The 17,953-nt window shown below is 62.0% G+C and carries 15 protein-coding genes and 1 pseudogene; 13 read left to right on the forward strand and 3 right to left on the reverse strand.

What is annotated here, in order from left to right; all coding sequences use genetic code 11:
- The first annotated feature begins 27 nt into the window (after positions 1 to 27).
- The 7 genes and pseudogenes from H0S73_RS12000 (at position 28) to H0S73_RS12030 (ending at position 8,743) form a co-directional block, all read left to right on the forward strand.
- Entirely contained in the window at positions 28 to 1,425 is a 1,398-nt protein-coding gene (locus H0S73_RS12000; protein WP_181052378.1) for an NAD(P)/FAD-dependent oxidoreductase, read from the forward strand.
- A 47-nt stretch (positions 1,426 to 1,472) separates the two neighbouring features.
- Complete coding sequence (gene xsc, locus H0S73_RS12005; RefSeq protein WP_181052379.1) at positions 1,473 to 3,248, forward strand: sulfoacetaldehyde acetyltransferase; 1,776 nt, start codon at positions 1,473 to 1,475, stop codon at positions 3,246 to 3,248.
- Positions 3,249 to 3,312: 64 nt separating this feature from the next.
- Positions 3,313 to 4,371 carry a phosphate acetyltransferase gene (gene pta / locus H0S73_RS12010; protein ID WP_181052380.1) on the forward strand — a complete coding sequence of 353 codons (1,059 nt, stop codon included), beginning with the start codon at positions 3,313 to 3,315 and terminating at the stop codon, positions 4,369 to 4,371.
- Between the two features lie 67 nt (positions 4,372 to 4,438).
- Entirely contained in the window at positions 4,439 to 4,657 is a 219-nt protein-coding gene (locus tag H0S73_RS12015) for a hypothetical protein (RefSeq protein WP_181052381.1), read from the forward strand.
- Positions 4,658 to 4,697: 40 nt separating this feature from the next.
- A pseudogene (locus H0S73_RS12020) lies at positions 4,698 to 4,970 on the forward strand (aminotransferase); the annotation flags it as partial.
- Positions 4,971 to 5,163: 193 nt separating this feature from the next.
- Positions 5,164 to 5,592, forward strand: coding sequence for an Lrp/AsnC family transcriptional regulator (locus tag H0S73_RS12025; RefSeq protein ID WP_181052382.1), 429 nt, complete (start codon positions 5,164 to 5,166; stop codon positions 5,590 to 5,592).
- 115 nt (positions 5,593 to 5,707) lie between these two features.
- The gene (locus H0S73_RS12030; RefSeq protein WP_181052383.1) at positions 5,708 to 8,743 is read left to right on the forward strand and encodes an aminotransferase class III-fold pyridoxal phosphate-dependent enzyme; all 3,036 of its coding nucleotides are present in this window, start codon (positions 5,708 to 5,710) and stop codon (positions 8,741 to 8,743) included.
- A 253-nt stretch (positions 8,744 to 8,996) separates the two neighbouring features.
- Here the strand turns inward: H0S73_RS12030 and H0S73_RS12035 are convergent, their stop codons facing one another.
- Complete coding sequence (locus H0S73_RS12035; RefSeq protein ID WP_181052384.1) at positions 8,997 to 9,704, reverse strand: FadR/GntR family transcriptional regulator; 708 nt, start codon at positions 9,702 to 9,704, stop codon at positions 8,997 to 8,999.
- A gap of 254 nt (positions 9,705 to 9,958) precedes the next feature.
- On the opposite strand from H0S73_RS12035, the gene H0S73_RS12040 reads away from it, so the two are divergent.
- From H0S73_RS12040 to hydA, 6 genes are all read left to right on the forward strand, one after another.
- Positions 9,959 to 10,762, forward strand: coding sequence for a transporter substrate-binding domain-containing protein (locus tag H0S73_RS12040; RefSeq protein WP_181052385.1), 804 nt, complete (start codon positions 9,959 to 9,961; stop codon positions 10,760 to 10,762).
- A gap of 78 nt (positions 10,763 to 10,840) precedes the next feature.
- Positions 10,841 to 11,512, forward strand: a complete 672-nt coding sequence (locus H0S73_RS12045) for an amino acid ABC transporter permease (protein ID WP_181054317.1) — start codon at positions 10,841 to 10,843, stop codon at positions 11,510 to 11,512.
- A complete protein-coding gene (locus H0S73_RS12050) occupies positions 11,509 to 12,243 on the forward strand; it encodes an amino acid ABC transporter ATP-binding protein (RefSeq protein ID WP_202049800.1) in 735 nt (244 codons plus the stop codon). The genes H0S73_RS12045 and H0S73_RS12050 overlap by 4 nt, the downstream gene beginning before the upstream one ends.
- An 11-nt stretch (positions 12,244 to 12,254) precedes the next feature.
- Positions 12,255 to 12,773, forward strand: a complete 519-nt coding sequence (locus H0S73_RS12055) for an ureidoglycolate lyase (protein WP_343058336.1) — start codon at positions 12,255 to 12,257, stop codon at positions 12,771 to 12,773.
- An 8-nt stretch (positions 12,774 to 12,781) separates the two neighbouring features.
- Positions 12,782 to 13,996 carry a cysteine desulfurase-like protein gene (locus H0S73_RS12060; RefSeq protein WP_181052387.1) on the forward strand — a complete coding sequence of 405 codons (1,215 nt, stop codon included), beginning with the start codon at positions 12,782 to 12,784 and terminating at the stop codon, positions 13,994 to 13,996.
- Positions 13,997 to 14,010: 14 nt separating this feature from the next.
- The gene (hydA, locus tag H0S73_RS12065) at positions 14,011 to 15,435 is read left to right on the forward strand and encodes a dihydropyrimidinase (protein ID WP_181052388.1); all 1,425 of its coding nucleotides are present in this window, start codon (positions 14,011 to 14,013) and stop codon (positions 15,433 to 15,435) included.
- Between the two features lie 49 nt (positions 15,436 to 15,484).
- Here the strand turns inward: hydA and H0S73_RS12070 are convergent, their stop codons facing one another.
- Complete coding sequence (locus H0S73_RS12070) at positions 15,485 to 16,414, reverse strand: dihydrodipicolinate synthase family protein (RefSeq protein WP_181052389.1); 930 nt, start codon at positions 16,412 to 16,414, stop codon at positions 15,485 to 15,487.
- A 61-nt stretch (positions 16,415 to 16,475) separates the two neighbouring features.
- Positions 16,476 to 17,945 carry an ABC transporter substrate-binding protein gene (locus tag H0S73_RS12075; protein WP_181052390.1) on the reverse strand — a complete coding sequence of 490 codons (1,470 nt, stop codon included), beginning with the start codon at positions 17,943 to 17,945 and terminating at the stop codon, positions 16,476 to 16,478.
- Positions 17,946 to 17,953: the final 8 nt, after the last annotated feature.

The raw sequence follows: 17,953 nt of genomic DNA on the forward strand, positions 1-17,953 counted from the left end.
GCCTTCGAGATACGTGAGGACAGTGCAATGCTCACTGAACTGACCCAGGCGAAATCCCCAAAGAACCAGTATGACCCGGCATACGACCCCATGGTCGACGAGAGTCCGGGACGGTATCGGGACTATTGTCCAACCTATTGGATCGCCACCGCCGGCGACCCGCCGCAGGATGACGGCCCCATCACAGCGGATATTGACGCTGATGTGGTGGTGATCGGATCCGGATACACCGGCCTGTCTTGCGCTATTCACCTTGCCAAGGAATACGGCATCAAAGCCACCGTCCTTGAAGCCAATAGCGTTGCCTGGGGCTGCAGCACCCGTAACGGCGGTCAGGCGCAGATCTCATCCGGACGCCTCAAACGTTCGCAGTGGATCCAGCGATGGGGCGTCGATGTCGCACGGAGAATGCATGCGGAAGTTGCCGAGGCCTTCGACCTGTTCCGGTCGCTGATCTATTCGGGTGAATTCGACTGCGATCCGCAGGATGGCGGGCATCTTTACATCGCGCACAAGGCGAAGATGATGCCGGCGCTTGAGGCTGAGTCCCATCTCCTCAATAAAACGTTCGGCTACAGAACAAGGATAGTCGGACGGGAGGAACTGCACCGCGACTATCTAAGGGATCAGGAAGCGGCCGGTGCCATGCATGAGCCGGATGGGGTCGGTGTCCATGCCGCCAAGCTTGCCTTCGGCTACCTGGCGATGGCCCGCAGGCTGGGTGCCAAAGTCCATCCCGGCAGCCCGGTCATGGGCTGGCAGACAAGGGGAGGGATACACTACCTCAAGACGCCGGGCGGGATGGTTCGCGCCCGCTCCGTCGCAATCGCCACGGCCGCCTACACGTCGCCAGGAATGCACCATCTGACGAAGCACCGTCTCATGCCGGTGCTGTCGAACTCGGTCGTCACTCGCCCGCTCACCGCGCAGGAGCGCGATGCCTGCGGTTTCAAGACACGGCTGGTGCTGACCGACACACGCACATTGCGTCACTATTACCGGCTCCTGCCGGACGGGCGCGTGCAGATCGGTAGCCGCAGCGCGATTACCGGCGCCGATGCGGATAACCCGCGCCACCTCAGCCTGCTTGTTGAAGGGCTTTATCGCAAGTTCCCCGCATTGCGAGGGATCAAGCTCGATTACTCATGGTGGGGCTGGGTCGATGTCAGCCACGACATGATGCCTCGCATCTTCCAGCCCGATCCGGGCCAGAAGATCTACTACGCCATGGGATATGGCGGCAACGGCGTCATGTACTCGGCTCAGGCCGGGCGTCGATTGGCGCAGCTGGTGGCCGGCGAACCTCCGATCGACCTGCCGATCTTTCGGTCTCCTCTCCCCAGCCATGGGCCGCTGACGCCATTCCGGAGAATTGGCCAGCGAGCCATGTACCACTGGTACGCCCTCAAGGATGAAAAGCTCTAGCACCTGCGGGTGCCTTAACGACTTGGACTTAGACAAGGAAAACCACGATGAAAATGACGACTGAAGAAGCCTTCGTGAAAGTGCTGCAGATGCACGGCATCGAGCATGCCTTCGGCATTATCGGTTCTGCGATGATGCCGGTGTCGGACCTGTTCCCGAAGGCAGGCATCACGTTCTGGGACTGCGCGCATGAGACGAATGCCGGCCTGATCTGTGACGGCTACATTCGCTCCACCGGCAAGATGGCCATGGCTATTGCCCAGAACGGGCCCGGGGTGACAGGCTTCGTGACCGCCATCAAGACGGCCTACTGGAACCACACTCCCATGCTCCTGGTGACGCCGCAAGCTGCGAACAAGACCATCGGTCAGGGCGGTTTCCAGGAAATGCCGCAGATGTCGCTATTTGCCGACTCCGTGTGCTACCAGGAAGAGGTCAAGGATCCCTCGCGGGTGCCGGAGGTGTTGAACCGCGTGATCGAGAAAGCATGGCGGGGTTCCGCGCCTGCCCAGATCAACATTCCCCGTGATTTCTGGACCCAGGTCATCGACGTGGACCTTCCGCAGATCGTGCGGTTGGAGCGCCCGGCAGGCGGCAAGGGAGCCATTTCGGAGGCGGCAAGGATCCTGTCCGAGGCCAAGTTCCCGGTCATCCTGAACGGTGCGGGGGTCGTCATCGGCGGGGCGATCCCTGAATCCGTCGCCCTGGCTGAGCGGCTGGATGCGCCCGTCTGCTCCGGCTACCAGCACAACGATGCCTTCCCGGGCGACCACCGCCTGGCGGTGGGGCCTCTCGGCTACAATGGCTCCAAGGCCGCGATGGAGCTGATCGCTCAGGCCGACGTCGTTCTCGCACTTGGGACGCGCCTCAATCCATTCTCGACGCTTCCTGGCTACGGCATCGATTACTGGCCGAAGAACGCGAAGATCATCCAGGTCGACATCAACCCGGATCGTATCGGCCTGACGAAGAAGGTGACCGTCGGCATCTGCGGCGATGCCAAGCAGGTCGCGCAACAATTGCTGGAGCTGCTCTCGGAAGAAGCGGGAGATGCCGGGCGCGAGGAACGCAAGGCTCGTATCCATCAGACCAAGTCGGCCTGGCTCCAGCAGCTCTCCTCGATGGACCACGAGGATGACGATCCCGGCACGAGCTGGAACGAGGAGGCCCGGGCTCGTGACGCTTACAGGATGTCGCCCCGGCAGGCATGGCGGGCGATCCAGGTCGCTCTGCCGAAGGATGCGATCGTCTCGACGGACATCGGCAACAATTGCGCCATCGGCAACGCCTATCCGAGCTTCGCGGAAGGGCGGAAGTACTTGGCTCCTGGTATGTTCGGACCCTGCGGTTATGGATTCCCGGCGATTGTCGGCGCAAAGATCGGATGTCCGGACACACCGGTGGTCGGCTTCGCCGGAGATGGCGCTTTCGGCATATCGATGAACGAAATGACGTCGATCGGGCGCGATCAGTGGCCGGCAATCACGATGGTGATCTTCCGCAACTACCAATGGGGGGCCGAGAAACGTAATACGACGCTCTGGTACGACAACAACTTCGTCGGCACGGAGCTCAACCCGAACTTGAGCTATGCCAAAGTGGCCGAGGGCTGCGGACTCAAAGGTGTGACCGTCGACACGCAGGATTCCCTTGTCCACGCACTGCGCCAGGCCTGCGAGGAGCAGGCGAGGGGCATTACCACTTTCATCGAGGTCATTCTGAACCAGGAGCTGGGCGAGCCCTTCCGCCGCGATGCCATGAAGAAGCCTGTCGTGGTTGCCGGCATCGATCCGGCGGACATGCAGTCTCAGCGCGCTGCCTGAGACATCACCCGGGGCAGGCATCCGATGCCTGCCCCGCCTGTACTGTTCGCTCAGAGGCTCCGGAATGAAACCCCTTGAGGCCATCATCAATACTGCTCGAACCCATCCGCAGCGCATAGTGCTTGCGGAGGGAGAGGACGACCGCATCGTCGCCGGGGCGTTACGCGCTGCTCAGGACGGAATCGCCCAGCCGATACTCGTCGGCCGCGTCGACGCAATTCGTCGAGAGGTGGAACGGCAGGGTGGTAACCCAGCAGCCGTAACTATGATAGATCCAGCGATGTCTGAGCGAACGGACGCTTATGTCGAGGAATATTTGGCACTCCGACGGCAAAAGGGCGTCGACGCTGATGCCGCCGTCAAGGCCATGCGTGATCCTCTCGGCTATTCCGCCATGATGGTTCGCAAGGATGATGCCGACGGCACTATCGGAGGAGCAATTGCGACGACGGCGGATACCGTACGCGCGGCTTTACAGATCATCGGGCGGGCACCCGAGAGCGCAATCGTATCAAGCTTTTTCCTGATGATGTTCTGCGAGCCGCATCACCTGAAGAAGGGCGTCTTTGTATTTGCAGATTGCGGTCTGGTGGTTGAGCCGGATGCGACGCAACTGGCGGACATTGCCATCAATTCGGCACGGTCCTACCAGGCGCTGACAGGATTGACGCCAAAGGTCGCGATGCTGTCGTTCTCAACGAACGGAAGTGCCAAGCACGAACGCGTCAGCAGGGTGGTCGAGGCAGCACGGATCGCCAGCGCGTCGGATCCGTCGCTGCTGATCGATGGCGAGCTGCAGTTCGATGCCGCCTTCGTAGAGGCAGTCAATGCGGTCAAGGCGCCTGGCTCCGCAACGGGCGGCGCGGCGAATGTGATGGTGTTCCCAAATTTGGAATCTGCCAATATCGGCTACAAGATTGCGCAGAGAATTGGTGGTGCGAAGGCGATCGGTCCTATCCTTCAGGGGCTTGCAAAACCCGCGAATGACCTATCGCGCGGCTGCAGCGCGGAGGATGTCTATCACATGATCGCCATTACCAGCCTGCAAGCGTCCCGTCAGAAGATGGCGCGTGAGAATTTGGAGCGGCGTCAAGCCGAGGCTCTCTGTGAACATCCTCGTTAGAGGACTGAGTTTCACCTCGGATTCAACAACATCTTTCGTGCCCTTGAAATGAATATGAGGACGTCGCATGACCAAGAACGAAGAAACCGTCGCGATTGCGGCATTCATCACTTCACTTGGACATGAAGTTGATTTCTATGACGGTGATAGGGTGGTGCAGATCAAAGGGCCGTTCGATCTGAAAGCTGCGTTGGGCGAGGCATTCGCTGCAGTCGCGAAGCACAACAACGAAGCGGCGATCATGAGAGCGAAGATGGCGGAGGAAGTCGTCATCTTTGATCCTTGATCCTTGATGGAACCGGTCGCCCTTCTGTCAGGTCAACCGCATCAAGGCCGCCGCCCGGGCCAACGGCGCCGACATCATCGACCTCGGCATGGGCAATCCGGACCTCCAGGCCCCCCAGCACGTCATCGACAAGCTCGTCGAGACCGTCGGCAAGCCGCGCACGGACCGCTACTCGGCCTCCAAGGGCATCGGCGGGCTGCGCCGGGCCCAGGCCGGCTATTACGAGCGCCGCTTCGGCGTGAAGCTCAATCCCGACATCCAGGTGGTGGCGACGCTGGGGTCCAAGGAGGGCTTCGCCAACATGGCTCCTGCTAGGATAGGGCGAACAAAGCGCTTTTAGGCACAATGAGTTAAATCGGTAACAGGTCCCAGTCGGTTGCGGCCGGTGTAAGTCTATTTCCCGAACTTTCAGCCCTTATGATAGTGTCGGCGGGACCGACTGCCCGGCCTTGGTTATTCGAGCTGGCCGGCATCTGTTCCGTTAACCGTTCTAGGCCTACCATCGCATGGACGATAAGAACCGCCAGATACTGCAACTTCTTCAGCAGAATGCTCGCCTCCCACTCAAGACCTTGGCTGGCAAGGTCGGCCTGGCGCGCAGCTCTGTCCGCGAGCGGATCGCCCGCATGGAGGCCGAGGGCGTCATCCTTGGCTATAAGGCGGATGTGCAGCCGGATTCCCGGGGAGGGGAGGAGGTTCGGGCTTTGCTCATGATCCGGCTCGGACGGACGCCTGCGCGCGAGACCGTTTCCCGCATCGCAGCCCTCCCATCTGTCCGCCGGTGTTTTTCCGTCAGCGGCGACCTGGATCTCGTGGTTGAAATCGGGGCTGCCGCCATGTCGGGCCTGAATGCCGCCCGGGACGAGATCGCTCTCATGCCGGACATCGCAGATGTCACGACGGCGATTGTCCTCAAGGACGAGAAGCCTGCGTAAGGGGGGCGACCGAGTTTCTGCCGCCGAAAGGGCGGCCAGACCGCCAACTTGACTGGTGCAGCCGCCACTCCTGAGATGCCAATCCTTATGAAACACACGAACCTGGGATTCTGACGTGACTATCCTCAACAACCCTCGCCCTGCCTTTTCAGACGCGGAGGCGCACCAGCATCTGCGAACGCACTTTGGCATCGAAGGTAAGCTGACCTCGCTGCCCAGCGAGCGGGATCAGAACTTCCTTGTCCAAACAGCAGACGGGCGAGAGTTGACGTTCAAGATCATGAATGCCGCGGAGCCTCTCTCAGCCATTGAGTTCCAGACTTCCCTCCTGCATCATTTGCAGCGTTGCGATCCAGCCTTGGACGTCCCGCGCATCCTGCCCACGGTGGACGGGCAGGATTTCGCCACCATCGCGAGCGCGTCCGGGCAGCATGCCGTGCGTCTCGTCTCATACCTGCCGGGGCGACCGCTTGCTGAAGAGGTGAAGACGCCGGAAATTCTGCGGGGCCTTGGGCGGCTCCTCGGGCAGCTCGATCGAGCCCTCGCCAGCTTTGGTCATCCTGGAGCGCACCGCTCCTTCGATTGGGAGATCCGGACAACACCCATGGCTCGGGACCGCCTGCATGCCGTCACCGATCCCGAGCAGCGTCGCCTCGTGGAGACAGCTCTCGACATCTACGATGCCCGTGTCGTGCCCGCTCTCAAGAATTTGCGCTGCGGGGTCATCCATAATGATGCCAACGACTGGAATGTGCTCGTTGCCGACGGGCGCGTGAACGGCTTGATCGACTTCGGCGATGCGGTTCATTCTCCGATCGTTGCCGAGCTCGCCGTCGCTTGCACCTATGCGATGCTTGATGAGGTCAATCCCATCTCAGTGGCAGCCCGGATCGTCGCCGGCTACCATGCTGAGTATCCGCTTCAGGATGCGGAATTCGCCGTGATCCTCGATCTGGTCATGGCCCGCCTTGCCATCAGCGTCACGATGTCGGCAGCCCGCCGTGTGGGCGCGGCCGACGATCCCTACCTATTCGTCAGCGAGAGGCCCGCATGGGACTTGCTGCGAAAGCTTTCCGTGATCGATCACCGGATCGCAACCGGAATCCTGCGCCAAGCTTGCGGGCTCGAGGCCGCTCCGGGAGCGCGCCGCATCCGGGAATGGCTCTCCGCCAACCGCCGCAATCTGGCGCCTCTCATGAACCCTCACCCGTCGCGCCAGGCAAAGCACGTCCTAAACCTCGGCAGCCTTGACGAACCCTTGGCGGCCGCAAGCGCCGTCCAGGACAATGCCGGCGCCGACGACGCTTATGCCGAACTCGTGAGAAAGCATAATTTCTCCCTAGGCCTGGGCCCCTGGGGGGAGCGGCGCGTCATCTACACTGCGCCGTTCTTCGAATCGGTGCTGGCTGAAGGCAAACGCCGCAATGTGCATCTCGGTCTCGATATCTTCGCGCCGGCGGGAACCGAGATGTTCACACCGCTGGCGGCAACGGTCGTTGCAGCCACGATTAACCCGGACCCACAGGATTACGGCGGGCTCCTCCTGCTCGAGCACGAACCGGAACCTGGCCTGCGCTTTTGGACACTCTGGGGCCATCTCGATCATGCTTCAGTCCGGGAGCGCCGCGTTGGGGAGCGTCTCGATGCCGGTAGCTTTGTCGCACGCCTCGGCGATTACGCAGAAAATGGCGGCTGGGTCCCGCATGTCCATCTGCAGTTGATCACGGTGCCTTACGATGATGTCAGCGTCATCCCCGGTGTTGGCGAGGAAGCGTTCGTTACAGTCTGGGAGGACCTTTACCCACGCCCCTACGACTTTGCCGGCCTGATACCCGAGGCCTTCGTGCGGACAGGCCGTACAAGGGAGGAGCTGGTCGAGAAGCGGCGCAGGCGGCTGGGGCGCAATGTCAGCATGTCCTACAGCACCCCACTCAAGATGGTGCGAGGCGAAGGCGTCTGGCTTTTCGACGATTCCGGACGCGCCTATCTCGATTGCTATAACAACGTCGCCCACCTCGGACATTGCCATCCGAACGTCGTGAGGGCGATTGCCAGTCAAGCAGCGGTTCTCAACACCAACACGCGTTATCTCCACGATGCCATCATCGACTACACGGAGAGGCTGGCCACAACCCTGCCGAAGGAGCTCGACACGTTCTTCGTCGTCTGCACAGGAAGCGAGGCGAATGACTTGGCCCTGCGCATGTCGAGAGCCTATACCAGGCGCCACGACGTTCTGGTGCTCGACTGGGCCTACCATGGCCATACGCAGGCTCTGATCGATATCAGCCCTTACAAGTACAAGAGAAAAGGAGGCGGTGGGCGGCCTTCCTTCACCCATGAGCTTCCGATTCCGGAGGTATACCGAGCGCCGATTGCCGGAACTCCGGAGGATATCGCCCGCCATCATGCCGGCGAGGCGGGGAGGATCATTTCCAGCCTCGTATCGGAAGGCCATGCTCCGGCAGCTTTCATCGCCGAGACGATCCCAAGCGTCGCCGGCCAGATCTTTTTGCCTCCGGGATATCTGAAGGAACTCTATTCCCATGTCCGTCGTGCAGGTGGGATCGTGATCGCCGACGAGGTGCAGGTGGGGTTTGGTCGTGTCGGAAGTTCCATGTGGGCTTTCGAGGAGCATGGCGTCATTCCGGACATCGTCACGATGGGCAAGCCCATTGGAAATGGCCATCCTCTCGCGGTGGTCGCGGTCCGCCGGGAAATCGCGGATTCCTTCGCAAACGGCATGGAATACTTCAACACTTTCGGCGGGAATCCAGTCTCCTGTGCCGCGGGCCTTGCGGTTCTCGATACTCTTGAGCAGGAGGACCTGCTTACCAACGCGTCCGACCAGGGGGCCTATCTTCTTGAAGGCATGCGGCGCCTGCAGGAGAGGTACCCGGCGATCGGCGATGTTCGCGGGCGCGGGCTGTTCCTCGGGATCGAGATGGTCCGGGATCGTGCGACCAAGGAGCATGCGGGGGACACCGCGTCCAGGATTTCCAATAGGGCTAAGGAACTTGGCGCGCTCATGGGGACGGATGGGCCCCATGACAATGTCATCAAGCTGCGCCCCTCTATGATCTTCAAGCGTGAGCACGCGGATCTGCTTCTACAGATCCTCGATCAAGCGATGGGCGATACTCTGCCATAATTACGGAAGGCGGAGGCATGTCTCGCGTTTGGAACGCCTGACACAATCGAGGGGAGTGCGTTGGCCTGGCATGCTCCCCTCGTTCCCCTCAAAGCGTTTCGGGCAACGGTTGCGCCGGATTCTGCCGCCGGGACCTTCTCAATCCCGGGGATGGCCGGGCCGCTCTGTCCGGCATTCTCTTCGTCCTGCGCTCAGGCATCTGCGCTGGCGCCGCTATCCGATAAGCCCGCTTCCGACGCGAGCCGCTCATTCCTCAGAGCGTGATGCCGAACCGGCCCGCAGCCGAACGGATGTGGCTTTGCATTGCTGCTTCGGCCATGTCGGGATTTTGACCGACTATCCCTTCCAAAATGGCCTCATGCTCACGAACAGTTTCACTCAGGCGTTCGAGTTGCGCCATGGGAAGTCTTTGACTTTCAACGAGCATTTCGCGGACTGGCCGGTACATGGCAGCGAGAACCGGATTGCCCGAGAACTCAAAGATCATATCGTGAAACTCTGTGTCGCTGACCGCGAGGCTGATCACGTCACTTGCCCTGAGTGCCTCGTGCATGGCGTCGGTGCAGCGCCTAAGGCGTTCCTTGGCGGCTTCGTCGACGCGAGCGGCTGCGAGCCTGGCGGCGTAACCCTCCAGTCCCAGGCGGGCCTCGTAAACGTCTGCGGGGGTGCAGCGGTCTGAGTAGCGCCAGAGCGGCCGGCGTGCATCGGGCTTCGCGACGAACATCCCGCTGCCCACCCGCACCGTCACAAGACCCATGGTTTCGAGCACGGTCAACGCCTCCCGAACCGATGGTCGGCTGACCCCGAGCTGCTCTGCCAGCTCCCGTTGGGAAGGAAGACGCTGGCCAGCCTTAAGGCCGCCTTTCAGAATCAGGCGCTGGAGATGCTCGACGATGCCGCGTGGCACGGGGGTGCGGTCCGTGAGCTCCAATCCCGACAGGTTCACTAGATCACTCGTCATTCTCTATCCCACCCAATTCACACGTCGGAAGCTCATGGGTACCGAGCCACCCTGCCGGAGCCGAGCTTGTTCGTTCTCAAACTGTACAATTGGCCTTGACCATGCGTCAGGATGGCTGCACGATCAACTGGCCAGATTGGTAAGACCAGTTTGGCCAATATGACCGGCTCAGGCGAGTTTTCAAGCAGTCGGCCCGGATAGCAGCAGGGAATCGACCGTCGGACATGGATCCGGCACGCAAGTTGGAGGACGAGATGACAGTGAAATTAACCCGGCGCAGCACATTCGCCGTGACAGTTACCGCCCTGCTGACGATGTCGGCCGGGTCGATGGCGTTGGCTGCGGACATGAAGGTCGGGGCGAATGTCGGCAACATTCCCTGGGAGTTCCAGGACGAGAAGGGCGAGATCGTCGGCTTCGAGGTCGACCTTGCCAAGGAAGTCGGCAAACGCCTGAACATGAACGTGTCCTTCGTGAACATTCCGTTCAACGGCTTGTTCGCGGCAGTGCAATCGGGGCAGGTCGATGCGGCCGTCTCGTCGATCACCATCACCAAGAAGCGGCTCGAGTCGGTGTCGTTCGCTCAGCCCTATTACGACAGCGACCAGTCGCTGGCGGTGCGGGCGAATTCAGGAATCAAGAACCTGGACGGGATGGCGGGGAAGGTGGCCGCGGTCGATACCGGTTCGACCGGTGACATGTGGTCGACGCAGAACCAGCAGAAATACAAGTTCTCCGACATCCGTCGCTATGAAGGTCTGTCGCCCGCGATGCTCGATCTCGCGGCGGGCCGTATCGACGGCTACATCAGCGACATCCCGGCCGTCCAGTATTACATCAAGGACAAACCCGCCTACCAGGTGGTGGAACGCATCCCGACCGGCGAGCAGTATTCGATGATGTTCGCGAAGAACAGCGCGCTTGCGGAAAAGGTCAATGCCGAGATCACCAAGATGAAGCAGGACGGAACCCTGGCGAAGATCCACGAAAAGTGGTTCGGCGCCAAGGCGGAACCGAGCTCGGCGACCGTGAAGGTCATGGAGATGCCGAAGCTCTAGGATGCAACTTTTCGCGAGCGTCCGGCGGACATGCACCGGGCGCTCGGCACCGTCACGAATGCCGAGGCGCTTTCCACAATGTCAATCTTCGACACCTTCCTGAACTGGAAGGTCTTCGTCCAGACTCTCCCGCTGCTCCTGTCGGGCCTGACCACCACCCTGGCGCTGGGCGTCACGGCCATCATTTTTGGGTTCATCGGTGGATTGGCCCTCGCGCTGGTCCGTCTGTATGCCGGATCGCCCCTGCGGCAGGTGGCCATCGCCTATATCGACGTCTTTCGGTCCATTCCGATCCTGGTCCTGCTCGTCGTAATCTACTACGCATTGCCCTTCGTCGGGTTGCGCTTGTCGCCCTTCGCCGCAGCCGCCTCCGCCCTCAGCCTCGTATCCGCCGCGTATTCCGCGGAGATCTTCCGAGCAGGCATCGAGGCCGTGCCTAAGGGACAATTCGAAGCCGCCCACGCGTTGGGCCTGAGCCCGTGGCGGCTCATGGGCGACGTCGTCCTGCCGCAGGCGCTGCGGATCGTGATCCCGCCCATCACGTCGAATTCCATCAACGTGATGAAGGACACGGCTCTCGCCTCCGTCGTGGCGATGCCGGACCTGCTCAAGCAGGCCACGCAGGCCCAAGCGCTTGCGGCGAATCCGACGCCCCTCATCAGCGCGGCCTTCATCTACATCCTGATTCTGCTGCCGCTCGTGCGCCTCGTCGGGATTCTTGAGAAACGACTTGCAGTGAGGGGACGATGACGCGCCCGATTATCGAGATGAACAACGTCGTTAAGACCTTCGGCATGTTCCAGGCCCTGCACGGCATCGACCTCAGCGTGAAGGAGGGTGAGATCGTCGTGATCATCGGCCCTTCCGGTTCGGGAAAATCCACGCTCATCCGCTGCATCAACCAGCTCGAGGAGCACAATGCCGGCGCGATCGTCGTCGACGGGACGGAGGTCGGGCGCGGCCGCAAGCGGGCTGCGCTGACCGAGGTAGGCATGGTGTTCCAGAGCTTCAACCTCTTCCCGCACATGACCGTGCTGCGTAACGTCGCGCTTGGTCCAGTCCGCGTGCGCGGCCTGTCCTGGGCGGAAGCGGAGGAGCGCGCGCGGCGTCTCCTGACCCGGGTCGGGCTCGCCGATCAGGCGGTGAAGTACCCGGCGCAACTCTCCGGCGGGCAACAGCAACGCGTCGGCATCGCCAGGGCGCTCGCCATGGAGCCGAAGGTCCTGCTCTTCGACGAGCCGACCTCCGCGTTGGATCCTGAGATGGTCGGCGAGGTTCTGGACGTGATGCAACAGCTCGCCAGGACAGGAGTCACCATGGTCGTGGTGACGCACGAGATGGGGTTCGCCCGCAAGGTTGCCGATCGGGTCGTGTTCATGGACGGAGGGCGCATCGTCGAGCAGGGGACGCCCGACGAGATCTTCAATGCGCCGCGCGATCCGCGCCTCAGAAGTTTCCTTCAGGCCGTCCTGTCACACTAGGCTAACTATCCGTGCAGACACTTTCGCCCAGGCGCTTGACGCCATCAGCCTTCAGCCCCTTCGGCGAGATGCTGTACTTCGACCAGGAGCGCAGCCGCCTCGTGAACGACGGGCGGGCCTTGCGCGTCGACACCGAAGCCCGTTTCGATTACACGTCTCCGGACGGCGAACCGGTGCTCGCCGTTTACCGGGCCCAAGGCGGACCGTTGCCGATGCGGCTGATGACTTTCGAACGACACCCTCTGTCGTCCCAGACCTTCGTGGCCCTCTCGGCCGAGCGCTTCCTGATCGTCGTCGCACCGCAAGGCCGGGCCGGGTTGCCCGATCTGGACCGTGCGGAGGCGTTCGTCGGTCATCGGGGCGAAGGGGTCAATTACGCTCGCAATCTTTGGCATGCTCCCATCGCCGCAATCGACGCGGATGGCGACTTTCTCATGTTCATGTGGGAACGCGGCGCCCCCGAAGATTGCATTCTTCATCATCTCCATGAGCCGCTTGTCGTCGGCTCCATTCAACCGTCCGCAGCATAGGTGATTCCATGTCTCTCGATCTCGCCTTCGTCCGCTCGCAGTTTCCCGCCCTGAAGGACGATTTCGCGTATTTCGACAATGCGGGCGGTTCCCTCGTCCTGCGCAATGTCGCCGAGCGAATCTCCGACTATCTCCTGACCACGAGCGTTCAGACCGGCGCCAGCTACGAGCATTCCCAACGGGCCACGAACCGGCTCATGGAATCGCGTGCGAAGATCGCACGGCTCCTGGGCGCAGGCCGCCCGGAGGAAATCGTTCTCGGGCCTTCGACCACTGTCCTCGCTCAGTTCCTGTCCCGCGCCATGGAAGGCCGGCTCAAGCCCGGCGACGAGATCGTCGTCACGAACTTCGACCATGAATCGAATATCGGTCCCTGGCGCTCCCTGGAGAAGCGGGGCATCGTCATCAAGGAATGGACCATCGACCGGGACAGCTACGAGATCGACCTGGACCAGCTCGACCAGCTGATGACCGAACGGACACGGCTCGTGGCCGTGACGCACGCCTCGAACATCCTGGGAACCATCAATCCGGTCAAGGAAATCGCGCGCCGCGTGCATGAGCGGGGCGCTCAGATCGTCGTCGACGCCGTCGCCTATGCTCCCCACCGGGCGGTGAACGTGGTCGATCTCGACGTGGACTACTACATCTTCAGCTTTTACAAGACCTACGGGCCCCACTTCGCCGTGATGTACGGCAAGTACGACCATCTGCTCGAACTCGACGGGCTCTATCATTACTTCTACGGGCGCGAGAAGGTGCCGATGAAGCTCGAGCCCGGCAATACGAATTACGAACTGGCTTGGGGCTCCGCCGGGATCGTCGACTACCTCGATCGCCTCGGAGGCGGAGCCGGTGACCGTGCCGCCATCGACGCGGCCTTCGATAAGATAACCGCGCACGAAACCCTGATCGGCGAGCAGCTCCTCGCCTATCTCCGCGATCGAAACGACATCCGGATCGTCGGCCGGCGCCATGGCACGGAGGATGGTCGCGTGCCGACGATCGCGTTCAAGGTCGAGGGTCGCGATTCGTCCGAGATCGTGAAGGCGGTGGATGCTGACCGAATCGGCATTCGTCATGGCGACTTTCATTCGCGCCGGCTGATCGAGTATCTCGGTCTCGCGGATCGCAATGGCGTCGTGCGCGTCTCGATGGTTCACTACAATACCGCCGAGGAGGTGCGCCGGCTGATCGACAGCCTGGATCGCGCACTGGCCTGAGGAGAAGCCAAGCCATGGAACTCGATCTCGCAATCGTCGGCGGCACGGTCGTTACCGCATCCGATACCATCGCGTGCGACGTAGGCATCCTCGGCGACAAAATCGTCACGCTCGGCCGGGAGCTCAAGGCAAAACGGGTGATCGATGCGTCCGGTCTTCTGGTCATGCCGGGTGGGATCGACAGCCACGTGCATATCGCTCAGCCCTCCGGGCCCGAAGTGACGATGGCGGACGACTTCGCGTCGGCGACGGCATCCGCCGCCGCCGGCGGCAACACGATGGTCCTGCCGTTCGCCCTCCAGCAGCGGGGGACCTCCTTGCGCGCCGCCGTTGAGGAATACAGGCGCGAGGCCGAGGGCGAGTGCTATGTCGACACGGCCTTCCATCTCATTATTTCCGACCCGACGCCGGAGGTGCTGGGTCAGGAGCTTCCAGCCCTCATCAAGGACGGGTACACCTCCTTCAAGATCTTCATGACCTATGACGACCTGGTTCTTCGCGACCGCGAAATCCTCGATGTCTTCGATGTCGCGCGCCGGGAAGGAGCCCTCGTCATGGTCCACGCCGAGGGCTACGACGCCATTCGGTACATGACTGAGCGGTTGGAGCGAGAGGGCAAGACCTCATCGTACTACCATGCCGTATCCCGGCCAGAAATCGTCGAACGGGAAGCGACCCACCGGGCGATCAGCCATGCGGAGCTCGTGGATGTTCCGGTCATGATCGTCCACGTGTCGGGCCGCGAGGCGATGGAGCAGATCCGGTGGGCGCAGACGCGTGGCTTGAAGGTCTATGCCGAAACTTGCCCGCAATACATCACCCTCACGGCCGATGACCTGCGCGACCTCAACATGGACATGAGCGGCGCAAAATACGTCTGCTCTCCGCCACCGCGCGACGCGGAGAGCCAGGAGGCGATCTGGGAGGGCCTGCGCAACGGGATCTTCCAGACCTTCTCGTCCGACCACTGCCCGTTCCTGTTCAACAGTCCGGCCGGCAAGCTGAACCCGAAATCCAGAACGTCGTTCCGGTGGGTCCCGAACGGCATTCCGGGCGTGGAGACGCGCCTTCCTATCCTGTTCTCGGAAGGCGTCGTGAAAGGCCGCATTTCCCTCAACCGCTTCGTGGAGCTGACGTCCACCAATCACGCGAAGCTCTATGGTCTCTATCCGAAGAAGGGTTCCATCGGCGTCGGCTTCGATGCCGATATCGTCCTATGGGATCCGGAGCGGAAGGAAACCATTCGCCAGGATATTCTTCACCACGGCTCCGACTACACTCCCTGGGAGGGTTTCGAGGTCACCGGTTGGCCCGTCATGACGCTGTTGCGAGGAAAGGTCGTGTCAAACGCCGGTGCCATTGTCGGCGAGAAGGGTAGGGGGCAAATCCTGGCGCGCGAGCTGTCGACCTATGCCCGGTCCTCGCAGCACGCAAGCTGAGGCGGTCCCGATGCCCATTGCGCGTCGACGCAATGGGCATCCTTGGCTGTCACGCGAGCTCCGCCAGTCGCCGGGCCTGACGGGCAATGAGCCGCTCGATCTCGGCGATATCGTCACGGGAGAGCTCACCACCCGGCTTGCGCAGGGCCGGTGACGCGATGGCCCCGCGCTTCGCCATGATGTATTTGCGGATCGCCAGTCCAAGGCCCGGCTGCTGCTCATAGCGGGCGAGGGGCAGATAGGCGTCGAACAGATCTTGAGCACGCTCCAGGTCGGCCGCGTTGCAAAGACGCACGACGTCGCGCATCATCTCCGGATAGGCGAACCCCGTCATGGCGCCGTCTGCTCCGCGCGCCATCTCCTCCGGCAGGAACATGCCGCCGTTGCCGCAGAGAATGGAGATGCGCCGACCGCCGGATTGAGCCGCCATCGTCCGCAGGGCGGTGATCTTCGCAAGACCCGGCCAATCCTCATGCTTGAGACAGACGCAGGTCGGGATCTGATCGATGATGGCCTGAATGACCGGCACCGGAATGGTGACGCTCGTCGCCAGCGGGAAATCCTGCAGCACGAAGGGAACGTCACCAATCTGATCGGCGGCCTGCTTGTAATAGGTCACGATCTGCTGATCGTTGCGCAGGGACGACGGGGGCGCGATCATGACGCCTGCCGCCCCGTCGCTCACCACCATGTCGGTGAGCGCCTTCATCTGGGCAAAGCCTGGAGCTGATACGCCCGCCACGACCGGGACGCGGTCGTTCACACGCTTCAGGATGCGCCGGACATAGGTCTGAGATTCCTCCGTGGTGAGCTTCTGTGCCTCGCCCATCATGCCCAGCACCGTCAGTCCGGTCGCTCCACGGTCCAGATAGAAATCCACCATCCGGTCGGTGCTTTCCAGATCGAGTGCTCCGTTCTCGGTGAAGGGCGTGAGCGCGATCACATAGACGCCCCTGGCATCTTCATTCAGTCTTGTCATTCCTACCTCGATGGTCATGCCGCTTGGCGGCTGCGTTCAACAATCATTTCCGCCTGCGCGATCAAGCCGACCGCTCTGCATGCGCGAGGGCCGGCAAGGCCGCCACGTCGAGCACACCGTCGCGCCGCATCCTCCAGTCGGGATGAGAACCCGCGAGGCCCGTCACTCGCAGCGGATTGTAGAGGTAGAACCAGGCCGGATCGTCCTGAAGGTGCCGGTAGGCCTGACGATAGAGGGCTTCCCGCGCGGCGTCGTCGGAGGTCTGCCGGGCTGTGTCGAGCAGCCGTTCGACCGCCTCGTTGTGATAGCCCAGCCACCAGGAGCCCGCGACGCGAGCGTCGATCTTCTCGGCCAGCACGCGGAACGTGCTCAAAGGGCTTGAATCGAACACGCACATGTCGCGTACCTTCTTCAGACGGACGCCGTGAGCATAAGCCTCGCGGTCCTCGTGAAGATGGACGTTCAGGGACACGCCGATGGCGGAAACCTGATCTGAGACCGCCTTCGTCAGGGCCTGCGCCTCATCGGGCAGGCGTGTCGGGCAATCGACCTCCAGCACCAGTCCGTTGGCATATCCGGCCTCCGCCAGAAGGCGGCGCGCCTCTTCGAGGTCGGGGCCTTCATCCATGGTCGGATCGCTTCCGAAATGCGCCGGACCCACGAAGCCCGTCAACGGTTGCGCCGCGCCATGTACGATTTGCTCGATCAGCGCCTTCCGGTCGACGGCCAGATTGAGCGCCCGGCGGATGCGCGGATCGGACAGCGGTCCTCTTGCCGCATTGAAGAGATAGATGATGGATACAGGTGCAAGGAACACGACCCGCGTGCGGTCGCCGCGCGCCTCCAGTTCCATTGAGGCACGAAAATCAAGGCTGTTTGCGACCTGCGCCTCACCCGATTGCAGCATGGCCAGCCGCTTCTGGGCATCCGGCTCGAGCTTGAAACGGATCACCGCGTTGGCTGGGCGCTCCCCATGCCAGTTCTCGAACCTCTCCAGCCGAACCTCTTGGCCGTCGATCACCTCCGTCAGCCGATAGGGTCCGGTTCCGACGGGCATCTTCGTGTCGCCCGATTCATAGCGTGCGAGTGCCGAGGGGGCGACCACATATCCGTAGACCAGGATATCGAGCAGGTCCGCGATGGGACGGGACAGGCGGATGTCGACCGTCAGGCGGTCTGCGGGTTCGATGACCGCATCGCCGAGATATTGGTGCCACACGCCGGGAGCGCCGAGGGTATAGCCCTTGTCTGGGCGGGCCATGCGGCGCAGGGAAAGACAGACGGCTTCGGCGTCGCATGGGCTGCCGTCATGAAAGGTCAGTCCTTCCCGGAGCGTGAACGTCCAGTGCCGCGCCTCCGGGTCGGCACGCCATTCGGCCGCCAATCCGGGTACGAAGCCGCCATCACGGCCGTACCGGACGAGCCCGTCGTATATCGCATCGAAGACGGCGAGAATGTCGTTCGCGTCGGTACAGTCGTGGGGATCCTCCAACCGGAGGCGTGGCTGGACGATCGTGACAGCGGAATTCATCATAGTCT

Source organism: Microvirga mediterraneensis (assembly GCF_013520865.1).
GTDB classification, from domain to species: Bacteria; Pseudomonadota; Alphaproteobacteria; order Rhizobiales; family Beijerinckiaceae; genus Microvirga; species Microvirga mediterraneensis.